We start from the raw sequence: 23,010 nt of genomic DNA on the forward strand, positions 1-23,010 counted from the left end.
TGCTCATTTTGAAACATCTGACGAGAATTAAATTCTCATTTGTGAACTCACTTGCGTGAATTCGATACTCACTCGTTGTTCAGTTTTCAAAGATCAAGCTGTTCTCGTTGTCCGCCCAATGTCTCAGCAGCAACTCTTATACTATATCATGTCCGGCGTTTTAATGTCAAGCTCTTTTTTGAATTTCTTTTTTCGAACTTCATTTTCGAGCTCGGCATTGTTATTTCTTGGCCGGAATTAGAATATACCATGTATAGCAACTCATTGCAAGTCTTTTTTTAAATTAAATTGATTCATTAGAACAAAAGCCAAGAAGAACCCTCTTTAGAGGTCCTCTTGGCTCTTGTTGCTATACCTATTACTAAAACTGCACTTACTCCGCAGTACGGTTACGCATATGTGGGAACAACAACACATCACGAATGGATGCAGAATCGGTCAGAAGCATAATCAGACGGTCTACACCAATGCCCAGTCCACCGGTAGGCGGCATTCCGTGCTCCAACGCACGGATGAAGTCATCATCCATCTCATGCGCCTCGTCATTGCCTTGCTCCTTCTCTTGAAGCTGCGCTTCAAACCGCTGGCGCTGATCAATCGGATCATTCAGCTCGCTGAAAGCATTGGCATGCTCACGAGCAACGATGAACAACTCAAACCGATCCGTAAAGCGCGGATCGACATCATTTTTCTTCGCCAGAGGAGAAATCTCTACTGGATGCCCCATAACAAAAGTAGGCTGAATTAGCGTTTCTTCTACAAATTGCTCAAAGAACGCATTAAGGATATGTCCGAAGGTCATATGCTTCTCAACAGGCACACGGTGCTCCTTGGCCAATTGTTGAGCTTCCTCGTCAGTCATTTGCACACCAAAGTCAACACCAGTAACTTCTTTAACAGCGTCCACCATGGAGACACGGCGCCAGCCAGGGGACAGATCTACTTCTTGCCCTTGGTAGTTAACCTTCTGAGTACCAAGTACCTCTTGTGCGATATGAGCAATCAGGTTCTCCGTCAGGTTCATAATATCCTTGTAGTCCGCATATGCTTCGTACAGCTCAATCATCGTGAATTCCGGGTTGTGACGCGTAGAGATACCTTCGTTACGGTATACACGGCCAATCTCATATACTTTTTCCAAACCACCGACAATTAGGCGCTTCAGATGCAGTTCAATAGCGATCCGCATGTAAAGCTGCATGTCGAGCGTATTATGGTGAGTAATGAAAGGACGAGCAGCGGCACCACCAGCAATAGCATGAAGTGTCGGCGTTTCGACTTCAAGATATCCGAGCGAATCGAGATAACGACGCATAGATTGAATGATTTTAGAACGGGCAATGAAAGTCTGTTGAACTTCCGGGTTAATGATCAGGTCGACATAACGCTGGCGGTAGCGCAGTTCTACATCTTTCAGACCATGATATTTCTCAGGTAATGGCAACAGGGACTTCGATAAGACTTCAAGGTCCTTCACCTTAATAGAGGTCTCGCCTGTTTTAGTCTTGAACACGGTACCTTTTATACCAATAATGTCGCCGAGATCCAGAATATTGAATGCTGCATATTGAGCCTCAGGAATACTATCCTGACGAACATAGATCTGGATTTTGCCGGAAAGATCCTGAATATGAGCAAAGCTAGCTTTCCCCATCTTGCGTTTACCCATAATACGACCAGCTACACTGACTTGGACATCCTTCTCCTCAAGCTCTTCCTGTGTAAAGCTATCGTACTCTTTCAGCAGATCACCTGCATTGGCGTTACGCTCGTACTTTTTACCGAAAGGATCGATTCCCAGTCCCCGTAGCTCGTCCAATTTGGCCCGGCGGATCTGCAACAGCTCGCTAAGCTCATTCTCCTGAATCTCATCGTTGTGCAATTCTTCAGTCATGCCTTTCATCCCCTCTAAACTCATTAATGTCATATACGCAAGAAGAAACGGCGCCGCCCTTCAGCCTTGTGAGGACAGTCCCGTTCCAGCTTAGGAAACCATATGTGGTTCTATATTGCCGGTTAATGTTGAAAAAAGCTTCCCTAAGGAAGCTTTCCCAAACATGTCCCCGCGTCTGCAGCCCGGTTCAGCCAAACCAGTGTGTGCCACAGCAATGCTATGTCAGACGGCAAGCGTCCGTGCTTACTTCATTCGGATATCAAGAATTTTATATTGAATAACGCCTGCAGGTACACTTACATCCACAATAGTGCCTTGCTTCTTGCCGATGATGGCTTTGCCCACAGGGCTTTCGTTAGAAATCTTGTTATTGAGCGGATCGGATTCAGCCGTGCCGACGATTGTATATTCCATTACATCACCATACTCCATATCCTCTACACTTACGGTAACGCCAATGCTTACAACATCTGTAACGATCTCGTCGCTATTGATAATACGCGCGTTGCGAAGCATTTTCTCCAAAGTGATGATACGTCCTTCGATAAAGGCCTGCTCGTTCTTCGCGTCTTCGTACTCCGAGTTCTCGCTGATATCTCCGTAGCCAATGGCCACTTTGATCCGTTCGGCCACTTCGCGGCGTTTCACGGATTTGAGGTTCTCTAGCTCTTCTTCCAGACGCTTCAGTCCGTCCGGGGTAAGGATGACTTCTTTATCGCTCATCTCAACCGATTCTCCTGTCGTATACATTTATTGAAAACACCATAACTATATGCGAATCTGAAGGGTTAAGAACCCTCCTTGCTGCATTGATCTAACTGTAACGGCGATTTTATACTGAGAAATTATATTGGAACCGCTACAAAATGTCAATGATGGCACATATAATGTTGTGGGTATTCAAATCATGCTCGCGGAAGAGCGGTTACACTGCGGAAAGAGTCACTTCCGTGCCCGGGCCGCTGTTATCTCCCTCATATTGCAACCGATCGACAAAATCATTCAAAATCTTCACCATTTCATCGCGTTTCGTCTCTTCCATAATGACATCCTTCACCCGTGCAGCAGCCTTCAAACCCTTCAAGTACCAGGCAAGATGCTTACGCATTTCACGTACAGCTACAGCCTCACCTTTGAGAGCGATCAGACGGTCCATATGCAGAATAGCTACTTTGATCTTCTCTTCTGGTCCTGGCTCAGACATCAGCTCACCGGTACTCAAATACTGAATAGTACGATAGAGCATCCATGGATTACCTAGCGCTCCGCGGCCGATCATAACACCATCACATCCGGTTTGATCCAGCATAGCCCGGGCATCCTCCGGCGTGTTTACGTCACCGTTACCGATTACGGGAATTGACACAGCTTCTTTGGCCATTTTGATATAGTTCCAGTCTGCACGTCCAGTATAGAGCTGTTCCCGAGTGCGACCATGCACGCTAACTGCTTGACCTCCAGCCCGTTCCACGGCACGCGCATTTTCTTCGACAAAAATATGCTCGCTATCCCAGCCGATCCGCATTTTAACTGTAACCGGCTTCTCCACGACCTCTACAACCGCGGATACCATCTCGTAGATTTTATCCGGGTTCAGCAGCCAACGAGCACCTGCATCACACTTGGTTACTTTCGGAACAGGACAGCCCATGTTAATGTCGATAATATCGGCATTGGTTTCCTTGTCCACCACTTTAGCCGCTTCCACCAGTGAAGTACGGTCACCACCAACAATCTGCAGACTCAGCGGTTTCTCGCGCTCGTCTACGAACAGCATTTCACGCGTCCGCTTATTGCCGTGGATGATCGCCTTATCACTAACCATCTCCGCACACACCAGTCCCGTACCAAATTCCTTGGCAATCAGACGAAAAGCAGGGTTACATACGCCGGCCATCGGTGCCAGAACAACTTGGTTCTTCATCTCGATGCCGCCAATCTTCAACATTTCTTTCACTCCTTCCTTCTATGGAGTTACGAAGGGTCAGACAATTCTTGAACTGTGACCTCTAAAACATCAGCAATTTTATTTAAAATTTGATCTTCTAATCGTCTATTCCCACGCTCGACTGCGCCAAGCACAGCCAAGGATATTCCCGTACTATCGGCTAATTCCTGTTGAGTATAACCCTTCAGCTTACGGAATGCCCTGACCCGCCTTCCCATACGCTTGTTGTCCACAGCCGAATTCCTTCCTTTCCGTCTACATCTTGGAGCGCTTCTGTGACCCTGGCACGGAGTCCGGAGGCTTCTTGCTCTGGAACGATGTCATTCAATGGAAATAGCACAAACGCGCGCTCCAGCATACGAGGATGGGGTAGCGTTAGCTTCGGAGTATCGAGGGTCTGTCCTTCTACCCACAACAAATCGAGATCTACCGTTCTCGGACCATTAAGGATATCGCGGATACGTCCAAGTTGATTCTCAATCTCCAACATGACGTCTAGTAACATCTCCGGAGCAAGGGTAGTGCGCAGCGTAGCTGCCATATTCAAAAACTGCGGCTGATCGAGATAACCGACAGGCTCTGTCTCATACACGCCTGAACAACGAATGACTTCAATTCCATCATGACTGTCCAGCCGATGTAAGGCTTCTTTCAAGGTTCCCTCGCGGTCACCCAAATTAGCCCCTAAAGCAATATAAGCCTCTGATTCCTCAGAGGTGGAATGGTTATTCATTGGTTCGACTCTCACTTTCTAGTTCTGCGCAGCTCTACGGTCACTCCCTGAAAATGAATGTCGAACGGCGGATGCGGCTTGGTAACTTTGACCGTTACCGCATTGATAATAGTATAAGTGTCCAGTACATGCGATGCAATACATTCACCCAAAGCCTCAATCAGCTTGAAGGACTTGGTTTCGACAATATTTTTAACTAAATCATGCACTTCGGCATAATTCACTGTTTGTGTGAGATCGTCATTTAGACCTGCATTTTGTAGGTCAATATCGAACTCCAGATCAATGTAATATCGTTGACCTAACTTACGTTCTTCCTCGAAAACTCCGTGGTACCCATAGTACTCCATTCGATGTAATTTCATTTTATCCATCTGAGAGCCGCCTTTCCAAATATCAATTATTCCTGCACCACGGGTGGTGCAGCATATAGCATGGCATCGCACATCTTCACTGTACGTTTGATAAGAGACACATCATGCACCCGTACAAACTGACAACCTTGAGCTATTCCAAAAGCTACCGTAGCAGCAGTTCCCTCCAAAACATCATCAGGTGGCAGATCTAACACGGTGCGGATGAATTTTTTGCGCGAAGTACCCAGCAGCAACGGGTACCCTAGTCCGGCCAGTGTATCTAGTGACATCATTGCTTTCAGGTTCTCATCATGATCCTTTGCAAAACCGATTCCGGGATCGAGAATGATTCGTTCCGGTTTCACCCCTGCATGAATAGCGAGCTGTACAACCTCTTTTAAATCCTCAGACATATCCGTGATGAAGTTAGTGTAATTACGATCATGACGGTTATGCATCAAAATTATCGGGCAGTCTGCCTCTGCGGCTACACTCACCATCGCTGGATCAGCTTTGCCTCCCCATACATCATTAATGATGTGCGCACCTGCCAGGAGTGCCTGACGGGCCACTTCAGCCTTATAGGTATCTATCGATAAAGGCAGATGGGGCGCCGCACGATGGATGCTCTCAATAACCGGGAGGACCCGCTCCAACTCTTCTTCCAGACTAACCGGCTGATGGCCGGGGCGTGTTGACTCTCCACCAATATCGATAATGTCTGCGCCGTCAGCAGCCATCCGTAACGCATGCTCAACCGCCTTCTCCGGCTCATTCCACAGTCCGCCATCGGAGAAAGAATCCGGGGTGATATTGAGAATCCCCATGACCAGTGTCCGCTGCCCCAAAGTCAGTTCCGTATCGCCACAACGGTAGGTTCGCTTGTAAATTACAGGTTTCATTGTCTCGCCCCCGTTCTTTCCCTGTATAAATGGATCAATTGTCCAGTAATCTCGCCACAGCTTCCGTCGCCAACGATGTAACGCTCATCTTGTTCCCACAATGTAGTGACTGGGACAAGCTCCTGCACGGAGTTGGTCAGAAAGACCTCGTCCGCAGTCCTTAGGCGCTCCCATTCATATTGTCCTTCCTCAATTCTCAATCCAGCACTCGAAGCCAGTTCCAATACCATTTCCCGGGTAATGCCTGGAAGAATGCCTGTAGAGAGTGAAGGCGTATATAGCACATTATGATGAACAAAAAACACATTGCTGACTATCCCCTCAGACAGGTGCCCATCAGCCGTAAGCATCAGGCCTTCGGCCCCTTCAGTGGAAGAGGCATATTTCGAAAGCTCACGCTTGGCCAATATATTATTCATATAGTGCAAAGACTTGAAGCGCTGCGTCCCCTCCGGTGTATTCCGGCGGTGAGACAATAATTGCAGTGGCTTGCCTGCGGTATAGAGCTTATTTGACCGTTTAGGCAATTCCTTGATATACAGCAGGTGATTAGGCTGGCTGTAGTCTCCCGCGGGCAACCCCAGAATATCCTCACCAGCAGTTACTGTATAGCGAATATAGGCCTCCTGCAAACCGTTCTTGTCCATTACTCGCTTAATCCAATGCAATAGGCGCCCTTCTTCCTGTTCAAAAGGAATGCCAAGCTCCTTGCACCCCGCCGCCAACCGCTTTAAGTGACGATCCAGCAGGAAAGGGACTCCGTCATAGGTACGAAAGGTCTCGAACAACCCTATGCCGTACAAAAAGCCGTGATCCAGAACAGAAACCACGGCTTCCTTGGCGTCGAATACGCCGTCATTGATCCCTATATATTTCATGCCGATTGTCCGGCTCTCCGTTTCAGGAAATTGCGCAGCATGGTGTGACCATGATCCGTAATAATGGATTCTGGATGGAATTGGACACCTTCAATTGGATACTCTTTATGACGCAGGGCCATGATCTCGCCTTCTTCAGTCTCAGCAGTAATCTCCAGACAATCCGGCAGAGTCTCCCGCTCTACGATCAACGAGTGATAACGTGTTGCTGTGAAGGGCGATTCCAATCCTTCAAACACCGAGGTCCCGTGATGGTGAATCGGGGAGGTCTTGCCATGCATTAGACGTTCAGCACGGATGACATTGCCTCCGAAGGCTTGCCCGATCGCCTGATGACCCAGACACACTCCGAAAATCGGAATGATCCCCTTGAAATGCTGCAACACCTCCAGGCTGATCCCTGCCTCATTTGGAGTACAAGGTCCCGGGGAAATCAGAATATGGTCTGGAGCCAGCTTTTCAATCTCCTCAATGCTAATCTCGTCGTTGCGGGATACCTTCACCTCTTCGCCCAGTTCTCCTAAATACTGTACCAGGTTATACGTAAAGGAATCATAATTGTCGATGACCAAGATCATAATATTGCTCCCCCTTCGGCGCCGCCGGAAGCCTGCAATTCTTGCGTGTGTTCACTGCAAAGAACCGCCGTGACTATCGCTTTGGCTTTATTGTGACATTCCCGGTATTCACGGTACGGATCAGAGTCGATCACAATTCCCGCGCCCGTCTGAATGTATCCGATACCATTCTGCACAGCTAGTGTACGTATAATAATATTTAATTCCATATTGCCGTTATAGTCAATCCAGCCCATAGACCCAGTATATGGGCCACGCCGGACCGGCTCTAACTCCTCGATGATCTCCATGGTGCGCACCTTGGGGGCGCCAGTGATCGTACCACCCGGGAAGAGGGCGGCGATGACATCATAGGCATCCTTGCCTGGAGCGATCGTACCTTCCACCTGCGAGACCAGGTGCATGACATGGGAGTAACGCTCCACAGTCATCAGCTCGGGCACATGGACCGAGCCGTAGGCAGCGACACGCCCGATGTCGTTGCGTTCCAGATCGACGAGCATGATGTGCTCGGCGCGTTCTTTCTCGCTCCCGCGCAGCTCCGCCTCCATGGCGGTATCTTCAGCGGGAGTCAGCCCACGCCGCCGGGTGCCGGCGATGGGGCGTGCGCTAACGTTGTCCCCATGCAGCTTGACAAGCAACTCCGGCGAAGCGCTGGATAGCGCGAAGCCAGGCGAGCGCAGCAGCCCCATGTATGGGGACGGGTTAAGTCTGCGCAGCCACTCGTAGACATCCTCTGGCTGCGATTTCAGCGCTGCTTCCTGACGCAGCGACAGGTTCACCTGGAATACATCGCCCTTGCGGATGTATTCCTGAACGTCCAGCACAGCCTGCTGAAACTGCTCATTGGTAAAGGCCGAAGACATGCCCGGCCATTCTCCGGTGGCACCGGCATAGATTTTGGCTACTTCGGCGCTGTTATCGATTAATCCCACTGCCGATGTGATCATTGCCCACTGAGCCAGCATTACCTCCACACGGCCTAGCGCAGCATTATATAGCCGCTCCAATTCTTCTGACGGGGCCGAATCCTTCTTTGCCAGCGGCACATGCACTGCACAATAGAGCATGTCCGTTTCATGGTCATAAATCCATACTTCTTCCATTCTCATGAAGAGGTAATCGGGGAACCCGGGATCGTCTTCTGCCAAGGACGGCAGACGTTCCAGCGAACGAACGACATCATAGCCCAGAAACCCGAGGCAGCCGCCTAAAAACGGTGGAATCTCCTCAAGAGGCAGGCGCGGGGAGGTGTAGCCTGACATCCAGGACTGCAGCACCTCCAGTGGCTGACCTTCCAGAGAGCCTGCCGCTGGTCGCGCCGAGCCATCCGATCCGGAATCGGCATTCCCAGCCAAAGGGTCGATCACTTCGGCGGAATCGCCTTTTCCTTTCAGTACGGAAGCAGGCTTGAGACCGAGATAGGTGTACCTGCCACCTTTACCGCTTTCCAGCAGGACAGAATATGGAGATGCCAATTCCCATGCAGCCTTCCAAGAGGCAGGCAAACCACCGGACTGTTGTTGTGATTGTATAAGTAATGGCAGGGTGCTCCAGCCTTCATTCGCCCACTGCTCCCACCACTGCCGTGTCGTTAAGATCTCCAAAGCCATCCTCCTAAAAGTTTTGTGAAGCTTCGCTTCTTTGATTTCACTACGCAACAAAACTTGCTTCGTAAGCATCTACTTAAGTTTTGTGAAGCTTTACTTTACTGAAATTTCTACGTAACAAAACTTACTTCGTAAGCATCCTCTTAGTTTTGTGAAGCTTCGCTTCTTTGATTTCACTACGTAACAAAACTCGCTTCGTAAGCATCTACTTAAGTTTTGTGAGCATTACTCCATTGAACTTTCTACGTAACAAAACTTACTTCGTAAGCATCTACTTAAGTTTTGTGAGCATTACTTCTTATAATCATTATTAATTATCGGTATATTGCCTGTCAGTATACTGTACATTCGGCCCTTTTGAAAAGACCACACAGCAAAATAACTCTACCAAATGCATGCTATATACGAGAAATTAATTAGTGCGTGGCATAAATGACCAGATAATAATCGTATTAAAACGTTAAAAAGCCTTCGCCACCACCAAATGGTGGGACGAAGGCTCTGAAGCGTCCGCACAGACGCAGCTAATTAAACTTCGAAGTTATAGAGCGGTGTGCTCAGGTAACGTTCGCCGTTACTTGGGATCACAGCAACTACTTTTTTACCAGGACCCAGTTCTTTAGCGACCTTGATCGCAGCAAATACCGCTGCACCGGAAGAAATACCGGACAGAATGCCTTCTTCCTTCGCTACACGACGTGCAGTTTCGAAGGCTTCTTCATTCTCAACATGAATGATTTCATCATATACATCCTGGTTGAGGATTTCAGGAATGAAGTTCGCACCGATCCCTTGGATCTTGTGTGGACCTGGTTTGCCGCCAGCCAGAATAGGGGAAGCTGCAGGTTCTACCGCGTAAACTTTCACACCTGGATATTGGCTCTTCAGAACTTCGCCAGCACCAGTGATGGTACCGCCAGTTCCAATCCCTGCAACAAATGCATCCAGCGGTCCACCGATAGACTCGATCGCTTCCACGATCTCAGGTCCTGTAGTTTCACGGTGAATCTTCACATTTGCTTTGTTCTTGAATTGCTCAGCAATAAAATAGCTTGGGTTCTCAGCCAGAATCTCTTCTGCCTTCTTAACCGCACCATTCATACCTTCTGCTCCCGGAGTCAGCACCAGTTCCGCTCCGTAAGCACGCAGCAGGTTCCGACGCTCCAAGCTCATGGTTTCAGGCATCACAATAACAACCTTGTACCCTTTGGCAGCAGCCACAAGAGCCAGACCGATACCAGTGTTACCGCTGGTCGCCTCCACAATGGTGTCACCCGGTTTCAGACGGCCTTCCTTCTCAGCCTCTTCCACAATGCTGATTGCAATGCGGTCCTTTACACTAGAGCCCGGGTTCTGATATTCCAGCTTCACATAGATCTCAGCTGCTCCTTCTGGTACAATGCGGTTCAGACGAACTAGTGGAGTTCCTCCGATAAGTTCTGTAACATTGTTGACGACTTTAGCCATGAGCAAAAACCTCCTTGGAATGTAAATGAATATTAGTACAATGAATTATTTCCGACTAAATCAGTAGGTTTTCAATAATCTCATATTATCAATGTTCCAGACTATTGTCAATATTTATTAAAGTTTCATATTTGATGCGCAGATCGCTTTCCACCTGCTGTAGGGGTGGCGCCTGCTCTAAAGCCAGTTCCTGACGAACTTGTGACCGTATCTCTTCTGTATCGGGTACCGGGCGTTCAATTTTATGTTCCAACCGGATTACAGCATACCCCGCATCCGTCTGAAGCGGACCGGCAATGTCCCCGATATCCAGTCCTGCCGCTGTACTCAGCAGTTCCTTCGGCCAGAAAGGATCATCTTCCTCTACGGTTCCCAGATTTCCGCCTCGCGAGCGGCTCTCTTCGTTAATAGACAAATCCTTCGCCAAAACGGCGAAGTCATCACCCTTCTCCAAACGGTCCATGACCCGCTGTGCCTTCTTATAGGTCGACACTTCAATCATAGAGAGTTGCATTTCCTTCTTGGGACGATAGCGATCTTCGTTCTGTTCCAGATAACTGTCAACGTCGGAATCCTTAATGGATATTCCAACGGTGGCTACGGCCTGAAGCGTCAGCCGGTACACTGTCTCTTCAAGCACCTCATTCCGAGATAGTCCCAGCTCAGATTGCATTTGAGCATAGTACTGTTCTTCAGATGGATAACCGGCTATGATGCGCTCCAGTTCCCGCTTAACTTCCGTATCGGTCACCCGGATTCCCAGGGTCTGCGCTTCTTTGCCGACAACGATGTGATTAATCATTTCCAATAACACTTCGTCGCCGTGTTTCTTTTTTAACTCAGCAATCCATTGCTGTTCGGTGATCTCTTGTCCACCCGCCGCAGCAACATCTGGCGATTCCGAATCCGCTTCGTTTCCCTCAAGAACGGCCATGGCACGCAGACTCCAGATTAGCAGCCCTCCGCATACCAAGGTCGCAGCAGCTAATAGAACAACGGCATTGCGCAAAGCGCGTTCCTGTCTTGTCATTATCTGCCGGCCCTACGATGTCGCTTGATCCAGGATCGCCTGCATTTCTTCTTTGTTAAATTGATAAGCTTCGTTACAGAAATGGCATACTACTTCAGCCTGCTCATCCTCTTCAATCAGACGCTCCAGTTCATGCTGTCCCAGACTGATCAGGGTCTGCTCCACCCGTTCACGTGAACACTGGCAGGCAAAATGAATATCCAGTTCATCCAGCACCACAGCATCAGGCAAAAGCCAACGCATCATTTCCTCTGGTTCCAAACCCTGTTCCAGCAGGGAGGTAACGGAAGGTGTAGCCCCTAGCTTTTGCTCAATCTCCGTGATTTCGGCATCCGTAAGACCTGGAAGCAGTTGAATGATGAAACCTCCGGCCACAATGACTGAGTTATCCGTATCTACTAATACGCCCAAGCCTACAGCCGCTGGTGTTTGCTCGGAAACCGCGAAGTAATAAGTAAAGTCATCACCAAGTTCTCCGGAGATAATCGGCACACTGCCAACGTATGGCTCTTTCAATCCCAAATCTTTGATGACCTCAATGAATCCTTCAGTGCCGACAGCACCCGCCACATCGAGTTTGCCTAAACTGTTGCTCGGCAGATGGACGTGAGGATTGTGCACATATCCTCGAACTTCTCCCAGTGCGTTGGACTCTGCCAATACCCGACCGATTGGCCCATTACCTTTAACATTGATATTAAGTCTCTCCTGGCCCTTGAGCATGGCTCCCATCATGGCCGCAGCAGTAACGGTGCGCCCCAGAGCGGCTGTAGCCACCGGAAATGTATCATGTCTACGTCGCAGCTCTTCGACCAATTCTGTCGTACGGACCGCAAATGCTCTTACTTTCCCGTTAAAAGCCGTTCCCCGGACAAGCCGATCCTTTTTATTTTCCATTGGGTGCATACTCCTCCTATCATTTATTCTGACTATATAAACAAACTTTAGATTCGAACGTAAGGCTCAGTCGTCACTACGGTGAATGTTTGGACTTCCGGTCGCTGTTGTCCCCAGATTTCCTCGATTAAACCGCTTCTAGCGGTTGAAATCTGGCGACAAAGGCGAGCGCTACGCTCCTACAGTTCCAAACTTCCCCTTCGTTCCTTCTCGCTTTTGTTGCTTTCTTTTGTTCGTCTATATAGCCTCTCTGGGCAATCTTATTTATTACGTTCGTAAACAATACGCAGGCCTTCAAGCGTGAGCAACGGATTAATCTCGTCGATGCACTCCGTCTCTCCAGCGATAAGCGGGGCCAGCCCACCCGTTGCAATGACCTTTAATTCCGGCGCATTCATTTCGATTTTGATACGTTTTACAATCCCTTCAACCTGACCCGCATAACCAAAAATGATTCCGGCCTGCATGGCATGAACCGTATTGCGTCCAATCACTTTTTTCGGCTTCTCCAGTTCGATGCGCGGCAGCTTGGAAGCTCGCTGATACAGCGCTTCAGTAGAGATGCCAAGGCCAGGGACAATGGCTCCGCCAAGATAATTGGCATCTCCATCGATGCAATCAAATGTGGTCGCAGTCCCGAAATCGACAACCACGAGCGGACATTTGTATTGTTCAATAGCTGCAACAGCATTCACAATCCGGTCTGCGCCTACTTCACGGGGGTTCTCATACCGTAGATTAAGTCCTGTCTTAATTCCCGGTCCCACCAGCAGGGGGTCTTTACCGATATATTTTACACACATATCAACGATTGTCTGAACCAGCGGAGGCACTACAGAGGATATAATGACGCCCTCTACATCCTTGACCGAGATATTCGACATTTGAAACAAATTGTGTATCAGTACACCATATTCGTCCACCGTTGATTGACGAGCAGTGCTCAGCCGAAAGTGATGCAGTAGCTCGCGCTTTTTATATATACCGAGAACAATATTAGTATTACCGATATCAACTGCCAGCATCATGAGACAGGACCCTCCTTCTTGGCGTTAAGGTCCAGGCTGATATCCAGCGAGGAAAAAGAGTACGTTAAGCGACCAACCGAAATTACGTCAACACCCGTCTCGGCCATTGCCCGTACTGTCTCTAGTGACACATTGCCGGAGGCTTCAGTTCTCACATGCGGTGCTTTCGCTTTAATTCTGGCTACGGCTTCCTTCATCATGTCTGTAGACATGTTATCCAGCATAATGATATCGGCGCCAGCCGCCAGTGCTTCTTCCACCTGCTCCAGGTTCTCTGTCTCGACCTCGATGGTCATCGTATGCGGAATATTATTTCTTGCACGACTGACTGCCTGCCGGATTCCGCCAGCACCTTTAATATGGTTGTCTTTAATCATCACCGCATCATACAACCCAAAACGGTGGTTCGCTCCTCCGCCTACACGGACTGCGTATTTCTCCAGCATCCGGTGGCCCGGAGTGGTCTTACGAGTATCGACAAGGCGGGTTGGCAGGCCTTCAAGCTCCTGTACAAAAGAAGACGTGCGTGTAGCCACTCCCGATAACCGCTGCATCAAGTTAAGCGCGAGTCGTTCACCGGTCAGGATAGCGTGTGTGCTACCCTCTACCTCGGCGATTACAGCGCCCTTCTCTAGCCTTTGACCCTCCTGAACATGGGTAGTAAACGTCAGTGACGGGTCTACGACCTCGAATACCAGTTCCGCCACAGGCAAGCCACAAATGATGCCGCTCTCCTTGGCATGTATTATACCCTTCGATTCATGACCGACAGGAATTGTAGTCTGAGTAGTAATATCACCCGAACCCACATCTTCACGCAGCCATGACTTGATGGACTGTACCAGTTCTTCATTATATCCGTTAAACATCATCGCTTAATTCCTCCACTATTCCCAGCTCACGAGTCTGGAGCAGGTGTTTGCGCCACTCCTCATCATTACGCTGCGGATAATCCTCACGGTAATGCGCTCCGCGGCTTTCCTGCCGGGCAAGCGCCGACTCCGTGATCAGCAAGCAGCAGGTCAGCATGTTGGCGAACTCGTATTCCTCACGCTTAGATAGTGATGCCCCAAAGATCGGCACCTGCCGCTTCAGCTCTTCCAACCCCTTAGATAGCATCTCCTCATTACGCCGCAGCCCGACATAGCGAACCATCACCTTCTGCAGCTTCAAACGACGTTCCACGATAGCCTGAGTAGATGCTTCTGTACGCCCTTCCTGGATACTAACGGCATTCACATCACGCCCCAAAGGTGGCAGCTCGTGAATCCTGTCAATAATCCGCTGGCCGAATACAACTGCTTCGGACAAAGAATTGCTCGCCAGGCGATTCGCTCCATGCACACCTGTAGAGGACACTTCACCACAGGCAAACAGGCGGGAAATATTACTTTCCCCGTTCAGATCGGTCTTAATGCCCCCCATCATATAATGCGCAGCCGGAGCCACCGGAATCCAATCTGAGGTAATATCCAGTCCGTAGCTCATGCAAGTCTCATATATGGTCGGAAAACGATGCTTCACCTTCTCTGGCGATTCATGGGTAATATCCAAATAGACAAAAGTCGATTTAGTTAACTCCATCTCACTTACAATCGCCCGGGCAACAATATCGCGTGGTGCCAGCTCTAGCAATTCATGATACCGTTCCATGAAACGCTCACCGTTGATATTACGCAGTACCGCACCTTCCCCACGCACCGCTTCAGAGATCAGGAAGCGAGGAGCACCTGGATAACTAAGCGCTGTAGGATGAAACTGGATGAATTCCATATCTCGAATGTGCGCGCCTGCCCGATATGCAATCGCTACACCGTCACCGGTAGCAACCTCAGGGTTGGTCGTATAACGGAATAACTGGCCGCCCCCGCCGGAACACAGTATTGTTGCGTCTCCCTGCAGAAATAACTTTCCGCCATCTGGCTGCTGCAACAGTACGCCAACACATTCTCCGCCCTCAGTAATGAGATCTATGACATAATGATCATCCCATACCTCAATATTGTTATGCTCCGCCACTTGCTGGCCCAAAGCCCTTACAATCTCATAACCAGTAGCATCGCCGTTGGCATGAAGAATGCGACGGTGGCTGTGCGCCCCTTCCTGGGTCAGCGCCAGAACACCATCTTCCTTATCGAATAATGTACCCAGTCGAATCAACTCATGCACACCCTCTGGCCCCTCATTGACGAGGGCATCCACAGCAGCAGAAGAGCAGAGGCCTACTCCCGCCATTAGCGTGTCTTGGCGATGGTAGGCCGGGGAATCATCTTCTGAAATAACTGCAGCAATCCCCCCCTGTGCATAGCGGGTATTACTCTCCATCAGCGATTTCTTAGTAATCACAATGACACGCCGGTCTTCACCGGCTTTAATTGCTGTGAATAATCCGGCAATCCCGGAGCCTATGACGATGCAATCCGTTTTTACAGTCGGAATATCCCGGAGATCAAAATCAACCAAATATTGTGGAATCATGACCGCTCACCTGTTTCAACGAAAGAGTAGCGCATGCTACTTGACTAGTAGCATGCGCTCTAAGGAAGTTCTGGCTTTGTCGGCGATAGCGGGTGGAACGTAAATTTGCGGTTTCATCGTTTCCAGGGCCTTCACCAATTTTTTGAGATTATTCACCTTCATATTAGGGCACACGAGAAATTTTGTGGCAAAATGGAACTCTTTATCCGGGCTATCCTTGCGAAGCTGATATCCGGTACCATCTTCAGTGCCGACAATAAACTGCTTGCGATCCGACTTGCGGCAGTATTCCAGAATCGAGGTGGTGCTACCGACATAATCCCCCATGGCTACAACTTCAGGGCGACATTCCGGGTGGACCACGAACTCCGCATCAGGGTACTTGGCTTTCATCTCCACTACATCCTTGACGGTCAACATGTCGTGGGTGTTGCAGTAGCCTTCCCAAATGATCAGCTTCTTGCCGGTTTGGTCTTGAACATATTGTCCGAGGTTCTTATCCGGTACCCAAATAATTTCTTCGGCGTCCAGCGATTCAATAACCTTCACCGCATTCGCGGAGGTACAGCAAATATCCGTCTCTGCCTTAATTTCAGCCGACGAATTGATATAAGTAACGACTTTAGCATTCGGGTGTTGTGCCTTTAGCTTGCGAAGGCCTTCCACATTGACCATATCAGCCATGGGGCAACCGGCGCGTTCGTCAGGAATGATTACTGTCTTGTTAGGCGCCAAAATTTTGGCACTTTCCCCCATGAAATGCACACCACAGAACACGATCACTTCTGCATCAGTCTCCGCTGCCTTTTGAGCTAGCAAAAACGAGTCACCCCGGAAATCAGCAACCTCCTGAATTTCATCCCGTTGATAGTAATGAGCCAAAATGATTGCGTTTCGTTCTTTCTTAAGCTGTTCGAGACGTATACGAAGTTCACGATTCTGTTCCTGCTTGCGCTCCAGCGCCAGAGCTTCCACGGTCTGTTCTCCCCCTTATGTCTTCGCGGCTTGAGGCCGGCGCGTTCATGTCAAATTGGACCCTATAAAAAGTAAGTAATATTAATCACTAATGTACACAACGTTCCAGCCCCTGTCAATGTAACCGTTATACGAAACAGAGATTGGATTTTATACAATCCTAACACAAAAAATCCGGAGAACACGAATGTTCTCCGGATTAGGCCCTGCGAATGTTATCCAATCACGACTTAGGAAGGTGTTCCGCCGCCGCCATTATTACTGTCGTCCGAGCCATTGTTTCCTTCGGATCCCGGATTGTTCGGGATATCCTTGGCCAGATCCGGTGTTGTGGACTGAGTATCCTCAGGCTTGCCTTGAATACGCACACGCACATCTCCGATAGAATCGATCACTGGCTCTCCACCTTCATGGACAACCCCTTCAGATTCCTCCGGCTTGCCATCTTCAGACAGGTAACCCTGCTCGATCAGTTCTTTGATCTGATCGAGCTCCAGTGTTTCCTTCTCAAGCAAAGTGTTGGCAATAAGGTGCATTTCCTTGGAATACTTGGTCAACAGTTCTCTACAACGCTCGTAGCACGTGCGGATAAAGTTCTGCATTTCTTGATCAATCTCATAAGCGATGGAATCACTATAATTCTGCTCATGTCCGATATCACGACCCAGGAATACTTGACCTTGGGAGGTTCCGAACTGCAGAGGTCCCAGCTTATCAGACATACCGTACTCCATAATCATGCTGCGAACAATAGACGTAGCTTGCTGGAAGTCACTGTATGCGCCCGTACCGATTTCGCCGATGAACATTTCTTCGGCAACACGGCCACCAAGGAGTCCCGTAACTCTATCAAGCAATTCCTGCTTGGTTGCAAGCATCCGGTCTTCCTTAGGAAGCATAATGACATATCCACCAGCGCGTCCGCGCGGGATAATCGTTACCTTATGCACCATGTCGGCATGCTCCAAGAAGTAACCAGCAATGGTATGACCTGCTTCGTGGTAAGCCACAATGCGTTTCTCGCGGTCGCTGATGACACGGCTGCGCTTCTCCGTACCCACGATCACGCGGTCAATCGCTTCATCCACCTCGCGCATGGAGATGTCCTTACGGTTGCGGCGAGCAGCGAGCAAGGCTGCTTCGTTCAGAAGGTTCTCCAGATCTGCACCGGTGAATCCAGTTGTACGCTTGGCGATTACATCCAGCTTAACATCCTTCGTCAACGGCTTGTTGCGGGAGTGAACTTTCAGTACCGCTTCACGGCCTTTCACATCAGGGCGGTCAACCGTAATTTGACGGTCAAAACGTCCCGGACGAAGCAAGGCTGGGTCAAGAATGTCTGCGCGGTTAGTTGCCGCTACAATGATAATACCTTCGTTGCCGCCGAAACCGTCCATTTCAACGAGCAACTGGTTGAGTGTTTGTTCACGCTCATCATGTCCGCCGCCAAGTCCAGCGCCACGCTGACGTCCGACTGCGTCGATCTCATCGATAAAGATGATACATGGAGCATTCTTCTTAGCATTTTCGAACAAGTCACGAACACGGGAAGCACCGACACCGACGAACATTTCTACGAAGTCGGAACCGGAGATACTGAAGAACGGTACGCCAGCTTCACCGGCTACGGCACGAGCAAGTAGTGTTTTACCTGTTCCCGGAGGACCTACAAGCAGTACGCCTTTAGGAATCCGAGCGCCAACAGCCGCGAATTTGCGCGGATCTTTGAGGAATTCCACGACTTCGACGAGCTCTTGTTTCTCCTCATCGGCACCAGCTACATCCTCGAAAGTAACACGCTTCTTCTCTTCATTATATAACCGGGCTTTGCTCTTGCCGAAATTCATAACCTTGCCGCCGCCACCCTGCGCCTGATTGAACAGGAAGAAGAACAGGATGAACATAATAACCAGCGGGATAATGGAGGAGAGGAATGTCAGCCAAATGCTGTCGCCTTGCATCTTCTTCTGCTCATATTGTACGCCGTGCTCATCACTGGCCTTAACCAATTCGTTAAGAGCAGAATCTGTAGGAGGGATATATGTGGAGAAGCTTTTGGACTTTTTGTCTGCTGGCAGCTCTTTATACTCACCTGTAACCAGGAACGCGTTGCCTTCAAACTGAACCGTCACACTCTTCACATTATCGCTCTTGATTTCCTGTCTTAACTGGTCATATCTAGGGAAATCGGCGGATTCATTTCCATTGCTTACAAACTGGACAATACCCACCACGACTAAAAATAAAATCAAATAAAAACCAGAATTCCGGATGAACCGATTCATCCCCTACCTCCTCTCACAACACTCAAGTTATTGTACCATAGCCTGTCGGGACACCTCAAATAAGGGAAGTCCTGGGAATCTGATCGCCAGCTGTATGGCTGCCAATAGTTTAATTCGAATAAATCTCAGGCTTCAGTACGCCGACGTAAGGGAGGTTCCGATACCGCTCGGCATAATCCAATCCGTAGCCCACAATAAATTCATCGGGCAATACAAACCCCGTGTACTCTGCTTCAAGGTTGACTGTACGTCCCGCAGGTTTGTCGAACAGGGTAACTACTGCGACTGATTTGGCATTGCGATTACGCAGCAGCTCGATCAGATAGCTGAGCGTAAGACCGCTATCGATGATATCCTCAACGATCAGCACATCACGGCCCTCTACCGACACATCAAGATCCTTGATGATTTTGACAACGCCGGAAGACTTTGTAGATGCTCCATAGCTTGATACCGCCATAAAGTCCATTTCCAGAGGTACTGTAATGACTTTAACCAAATCTGCCATAAATATAAACGCACCTTTTAGAACACAGATTACTAAAGGATTGCGTCCTGCATATTCCTTGCTTAGCACAGTGCCAAGCTCCTTGATTCTCTGTTGAATTTCCTCTTCGCTGATTAAAACCTCTTTAATATCGTTTTGCAACTTGCGAGACCTCCTAAGTTATACTATGAAAGACTTACTTCGACCATTACGTTTCTTCGATCCCGTCACTGTCTTCCAGCGACAGGAGAAGGACCGCGGCCGTATGCCGCCCTACTGCGGCATGCATCGAGCGTCTTACGCCCGGAATCCAGACGATATTGCCCAAACCATCGCACACGAGGGGAATTACAGATCGCTCGGAAGAAGGTATTTTATCATCAATGTAAATATCTTTTACCTTTTTGCTTCCGTTTAATCCCATAATCTTAATGATATCTCCAGGTAATCTGGATCGGACGGTCAGCGGGAAGACCAATTCATCAAGGTCAAACCATGCCGACATCACTTCAGACTGCTCCCCACGTAAAAAAAAGCTTTCTCTCTCCAGCACCGTCATCGTCATCACTTTCCCAATCTCACCGAGCAAAAGCCGGGTCTGGGGCAAAGAAATCCGATATGTATAGCTTGCCTGCCGCTTCAAGGGCTTGGACGAGAACAACATCAAGTCATATTGCCGGACACAGGTAAGTCCCCCACCCAGATCGAGACTCCAAGTCGTAGGATATTCCTGTAATGTCCGCCGCCGCACAGATTCAATTTTTGAGAAATCCGTAATGGAAGAATCCGCCGACAGATAATTTAATATTAGTTTAATCAAACGCCGTTGTAAAGCCAAGGGTACAGCCGCAAAGGATACCCTTTCAAATGTATAATTTCCGTTATTTACGGAAACCAGTTCATCAAAGCATCTGGCAGCAGCTTCTTCCATATAATCGTCCTCAGATCCGGCAATATCTGCCAGTTGAAGCAAAGACTGTCCCAAGTGTCCACTGTAACTTTCCAGGAAAGGCAGCACCTCCAGCCTCACGGCATTCCTCGTATATTGCGTCAGCAGATTGCTGGCATCTTCCGCATAGGGATATCCATTCTCCTGGCACAGGCCCACAAGGGCCGTTTTGTTAATACGGAGGAATGGTCGAATGAGTTGCACCTTTTTTTCCGTCCGCTTCCATCTCATGCCGGCCAGCCCCGAGAGCCCGCTTCCACGCAACAGCCGCATCAGTACAGTCTCAGCCTGATCATCAGCATGGTGGGCCAGTGCGACAGCTTGAGCTCCATACCGGTGAGCAGTATCAATAAGAAACTGATAACGCTTCTCCCGGGCTGTGCCTTCTGGGCCTAGGCCACTGTCCTTTGTCAGAGAGGGAATATCAAACTCCGCCATTTCGAAAGGAATGCCCAGCCCTACCGCCAACTGGCGAACAAGCTCTGCCTCTTCTTCCGACTCCACCCTGAATCCATGGTTTACGTGGGCACATATTAATTTTAAAGGTGTCCGATTTGCCGCGATTTCATGCAGCACATGCAAAAGAGCCACAGAATCCGAGCCACCGGATACTGCGACTACTATGGTGTCATGAGGCGACCACAGCTCATGCTCAGCTGCAGACTCCAGTACAGCATCCACCAGTCCGTTCATTTGCTCCATATGCGGCTCCCTTCCCGCCCGGCCGTTTGCACAGGTTCATATACCGGCAATCCTTGATCCATAGCCGGCAGTATGTATAATTTTAAAATCGCAGTAGCCAATAAATTGTAAAGGCCAGCATGAATAAAGACAAGCCAAACGCATTCTTCAACCAACGGGGAGTGGCCATATTCTCCGGTCTAGCCTTACGCGAGCCGTATATATGATTCTTCCAAATCTCCATAGCCTCGGCTGAGCCGCTGAATCCACCTTTTAGCGCATGACAAATCCAGGAAGACAACTTCTTGTCTGGCAGGCTGCGAGCCAGCTTCAACAGCTCATCCACACTTCTCGTCTGCGGAAGCTGCTGAGCCGCACTCTTCAGACCTTGTTCATTGAGCAAGCGAAGACAGAGAACGGCAAAGGCAAACAGATCATACGCCTCATCCCCGGTCCGGCTGCCGGCATTCCAGAAGCCGCGGTCATGCCATTCGGTGAATTGCTTCACACTGCGCCCCATTGGACTTGCGCCGCCAAAGTCTATCAGCTCGGCTTCTCCAACGTCAGAAACCATAACATTCTCCGGCTTTAGATCACCAAAGACAAATCCGCATTCATGAAGCCTGCGCAACTTATCAAGCAGCTTCAGGCCCACAAGCCCAAGCCAATCCGGTCCGTTCCTGGAGAGAAAATGATGCAGCGGTCTGCCCTGCACATATCTCATTACATAGAACGGCTTATTATCGTCTTCCATGTAATCATCTGCTTCTAGCAGATAGGAAGACAAAGGTGATTCCCGCTGGGCGCGGAATTCATTGCGCTTCCGGCGGGACTGCAAGGAAGTGAGCACGTTGATCTCGGATTGCAAATCAAGCGCATCGTATCCCATCTTCAGTGCATAGTATTCCCGTCTCCCTTGTCGCTGCACAAGATAAACGGTTCCATTCGCGCCCCTGCCCAGCAATCGCTGTATCACATAACGGTTTCCCCGCCATTTCCCGGTGATAACGGTGCCGAGAGGATAAGGCGGATTAGACGACATACCCACCAATCATCCCTTCTCTTTCATCTGGATCTTCAAGCATCCGGCGTCCTTGATGTCCATCCAGTGTATCATAACGGTAATGCTCAAGCACCTTGAAAATCGCTGGCCCTGTAGGAGTAGCGCCTTTCATCCGCAGCTTGGAGAACAAAGAGCGGACACCAGACACGTTGCTGGTCCAGTCCATATCAAGCTCTGCATCCTCACTGCTGGAGCGTCCGGGAAAATGAAAAACAGCAATCTCGCTTTTGCCTTCTCGTGCTTCCAAACTAAGCGCCAGATCTCGGATAGCATCCTCTACTGCAGCAAGCTTGGGCTTCATGCTCGCGCTAGCATCAATGAGCAGAGCAATGCGCAGCGGGGAAGTCTCCGTCAACTCGTCTACGACATTGACAACTTGAGAACGCTGTAGCGGCGGCAACTCTTCCAGCGAGCCATCACCCAGTATTTTTTTCACCTCTTTATTAACCGCCCGCTGAATGGTCTGAACTACGGTTTTGCGCGTCATCATCTGTATCGTTTGAGCCAATTGCGGTGTTCCGACTATACGACTCAGCCCCCCTCCGGCCTTCGCAATATCGGCAATCTCCCGGCTACCCAGCTCGCCAATGGTTCCATGATCAATCACACCGACCACGTTAACGGTGATTCCCTCCTGCAGGGCATGCGCCGCTGCCATCACCGGACTTTCCCCCACGTTCGAACATCCGTCTGTAATGAGCAGAATCTGCTTCATAACCATTCACTCCCCTTTGTTTGAAACCTCTGTTTCTAGCATGTCCAGAAATGAGA

The 23,010-nt window shown here is 49.3% G+C and carries 22 protein-coding genes; all 22 read right to left on the reverse strand.

Annotated elements, in window-relative coordinates; all coding sequences use genetic code 11:
• Nucleotides 1–373: 373 nt before the first annotated feature.
• Complete coding sequence (gene lysS / locus AC3Y23_RS28010) at nucleotides 374–1,894, reverse strand: lysine--tRNA ligase (RefSeq protein ID WP_379205372.1); 1,521 nt, start codon at nucleotides 1,892–1,894, stop codon at nucleotides 374–376.
• Between the two features lie 243 nt (nucleotides 1,895–2,137).
• On the reverse strand, nucleotides 2,138–2,617 hold the full coding sequence (greA, locus tag AC3Y23_RS28015) for a transcription elongation factor GreA (RefSeq protein WP_175370191.1): 480 nt from the start codon (nucleotides 2,615–2,617) through the stop codon (nucleotides 2,138–2,140).
• Nucleotides 2,618–2,819: 202 nt separating this feature from the next.
• On the reverse strand, nucleotides 2,820–3,842 hold the full coding sequence (dusB, locus tag AC3Y23_RS28020; RefSeq protein ID WP_379205375.1) for a tRNA dihydrouridine synthase DusB: 1,023 nt from the start codon (nucleotides 3,840–3,842) through the stop codon (nucleotides 2,820–2,822).
• Between the two features lie 26 nt (nucleotides 3,843–3,868).
• Entirely contained in the window at nucleotides 3,869–4,075 is a 207-nt protein-coding gene (locus AC3Y23_RS28025) for a helix-turn-helix domain-containing protein (RefSeq protein ID WP_379205377.1), read from the reverse strand.
• Complete coding sequence (gene folK / locus AC3Y23_RS28030; protein WP_379205431.1) at nucleotides 4,027–4,575, reverse strand: 2-amino-4-hydroxy-6-hydroxymethyldihydropteridine diphosphokinase; 549 nt, start codon at nucleotides 4,573–4,575, stop codon at nucleotides 4,027–4,029. The genes AC3Y23_RS28025 and folK overlap by 49 nt, the downstream gene beginning before the upstream one ends.
• Before the next feature lie 11 nt (nucleotides 4,576–4,586).
• The gene (gene folB, locus AC3Y23_RS28035) at nucleotides 4,587–4,949 is read right to left on the reverse strand and encodes a dihydroneopterin aldolase (RefSeq protein WP_379205380.1); all 363 of its coding nucleotides are present in this window, start codon (nucleotides 4,947–4,949) and stop codon (nucleotides 4,587–4,589) included.
• A 26-nt stretch (nucleotides 4,950–4,975) separates the two neighbouring features.
• Nucleotides 4,976–5,833 (reverse strand): dihydropteroate synthase, encoded by an 858-nt coding sequence (folP, locus tag AC3Y23_RS28040; RefSeq protein WP_379205382.1) that lies wholly within the window; start codon nucleotides 5,831–5,833, stop codon nucleotides 4,976–4,978.
• Nucleotides 5,830–6,711: an aminodeoxychorismate lyase gene (gene pabC / locus AC3Y23_RS28045; RefSeq protein WP_379205384.1), complete on the reverse strand. Its 882-nt coding sequence runs from the start codon at nucleotides 6,709–6,711 to the stop codon at nucleotides 5,830–5,832. Before pabC ends, folP begins: the two co-directional genes overlap by 4 nt.
• On the reverse strand, nucleotides 6,708–7,289 hold the full coding sequence (pabA, locus tag AC3Y23_RS28050) for an aminodeoxychorismate/anthranilate synthase component II (RefSeq protein WP_379205386.1): 582 nt from the start codon (nucleotides 7,287–7,289) through the stop codon (nucleotides 6,708–6,710). Before pabA ends, pabC begins: the two co-directional genes overlap by 4 nt.
• The gene (locus AC3Y23_RS28055; RefSeq protein WP_379205388.1) at nucleotides 7,286–8,902 is read right to left on the reverse strand and encodes an anthranilate synthase component I family protein; all 1,617 of its coding nucleotides are present in this window, start codon (nucleotides 8,900–8,902) and stop codon (nucleotides 7,286–7,288) included. The genes pabA and AC3Y23_RS28055 overlap by 4 nt, the downstream gene beginning before the upstream one ends.
• Before the next feature lie 525 nt (nucleotides 8,903–9,427).
• Nucleotides 9,428–10,366: a cysteine synthase A gene (cysK, locus tag AC3Y23_RS28060; RefSeq protein WP_379205389.1), complete on the reverse strand. Its 939-nt coding sequence runs from the start codon at nucleotides 10,364–10,366 to the stop codon at nucleotides 9,428–9,430.
• A gap of 88 nt (nucleotides 10,367–10,454) precedes the next feature.
• Complete coding sequence (locus AC3Y23_RS28065; RefSeq protein WP_379205390.1) at nucleotides 10,455–11,396, reverse strand: peptidylprolyl isomerase; 942 nt, start codon at nucleotides 11,394–11,396, stop codon at nucleotides 10,455–10,457.
• Between the two features lie 12 nt (nucleotides 11,397–11,408).
• Nucleotides 11,409–12,293 (reverse strand): Hsp33 family molecular chaperone HslO, encoded by an 885-nt coding sequence (gene hslO / locus AC3Y23_RS28070; protein WP_379205391.1) that lies wholly within the window; start codon nucleotides 12,291–12,293, stop codon nucleotides 11,409–11,411.
• A gap of 260 nt (nucleotides 12,294–12,553) precedes the next feature.
• Nucleotides 12,554–13,321 carry a type III pantothenate kinase gene (locus tag AC3Y23_RS28075; RefSeq protein WP_379205392.1) on the reverse strand — a complete coding sequence of 256 codons (768 nt, stop codon included), beginning with the start codon at nucleotides 13,319–13,321 and terminating at the stop codon, nucleotides 12,554–12,556.
• Nucleotides 13,318–14,193, reverse strand: coding sequence for a carboxylating nicotinate-nucleotide diphosphorylase (gene nadC / locus AC3Y23_RS28080; protein WP_379205393.1), 876 nt, complete (start codon nucleotides 14,191–14,193; stop codon nucleotides 13,318–13,320). Before nadC ends, AC3Y23_RS28075 begins: the two co-directional genes overlap by 4 nt.
• Nucleotides 14,183–15,799 carry an L-aspartate oxidase gene (gene nadB / locus AC3Y23_RS28085; protein ID WP_379205394.1) on the reverse strand — a complete coding sequence of 539 codons (1,617 nt, stop codon included), beginning with the start codon at nucleotides 15,797–15,799 and terminating at the stop codon, nucleotides 14,183–14,185. Before nadB ends, nadC begins: the two co-directional genes overlap by 11 nt.
• Before the next feature lie 36 nt (nucleotides 15,800–15,835).
• Complete coding sequence (gene nadA, locus AC3Y23_RS28090; protein WP_379205395.1) at nucleotides 15,836–16,774, reverse strand: quinolinate synthase NadA; 939 nt, start codon at nucleotides 16,772–16,774, stop codon at nucleotides 15,836–15,838.
• A gap of 230 nt (nucleotides 16,775–17,004) precedes the next feature.
• Entirely contained in the window at nucleotides 17,005–19,059 is a 2,055-nt protein-coding gene (gene ftsH, locus AC3Y23_RS28095; RefSeq protein ID WP_379205396.1) for an ATP-dependent zinc metalloprotease FtsH, read from the reverse strand.
• Between the two features lie 109 nt (nucleotides 19,060–19,168).
• Complete coding sequence (gene hpt, locus AC3Y23_RS28100) at nucleotides 19,169–19,708, reverse strand: hypoxanthine phosphoribosyltransferase (RefSeq protein WP_379205397.1); 540 nt, start codon at nucleotides 19,706–19,708, stop codon at nucleotides 19,169–19,171.
• A gap of 46 nt (nucleotides 19,709–19,754) precedes the next feature.
• Nucleotides 19,755–21,197: a tRNA lysidine(34) synthetase TilS gene (gene tilS, locus AC3Y23_RS28105; protein WP_379205398.1), complete on the reverse strand. Its 1,443-nt coding sequence runs from the start codon at nucleotides 21,195–21,197 to the stop codon at nucleotides 19,755–19,757.
• 82 nt (nucleotides 21,198–21,279) lie between these two features.
• The gene (locus tag AC3Y23_RS28110; RefSeq protein ID WP_379205399.1) at nucleotides 21,280–22,218 is read right to left on the reverse strand and encodes a serine/threonine protein kinase; all 939 of its coding nucleotides are present in this window, start codon (nucleotides 22,216–22,218) and stop codon (nucleotides 21,280–21,282) included.
• The gene (locus AC3Y23_RS28115; RefSeq protein WP_379205400.1) at nucleotides 22,208–22,954 is read right to left on the reverse strand and encodes a vWA domain-containing protein; all 747 of its coding nucleotides are present in this window, start codon (nucleotides 22,952–22,954) and stop codon (nucleotides 22,208–22,210) included. The genes AC3Y23_RS28110 and AC3Y23_RS28115 overlap by 11 nt, the downstream gene beginning before the upstream one ends.
• Between the last annotated feature and the right edge of the window lie 56 nt (nucleotides 22,955–23,010).

This window comes from Paenibacillus sp. MAHUQ-45 (assembly GCF_058133325.1).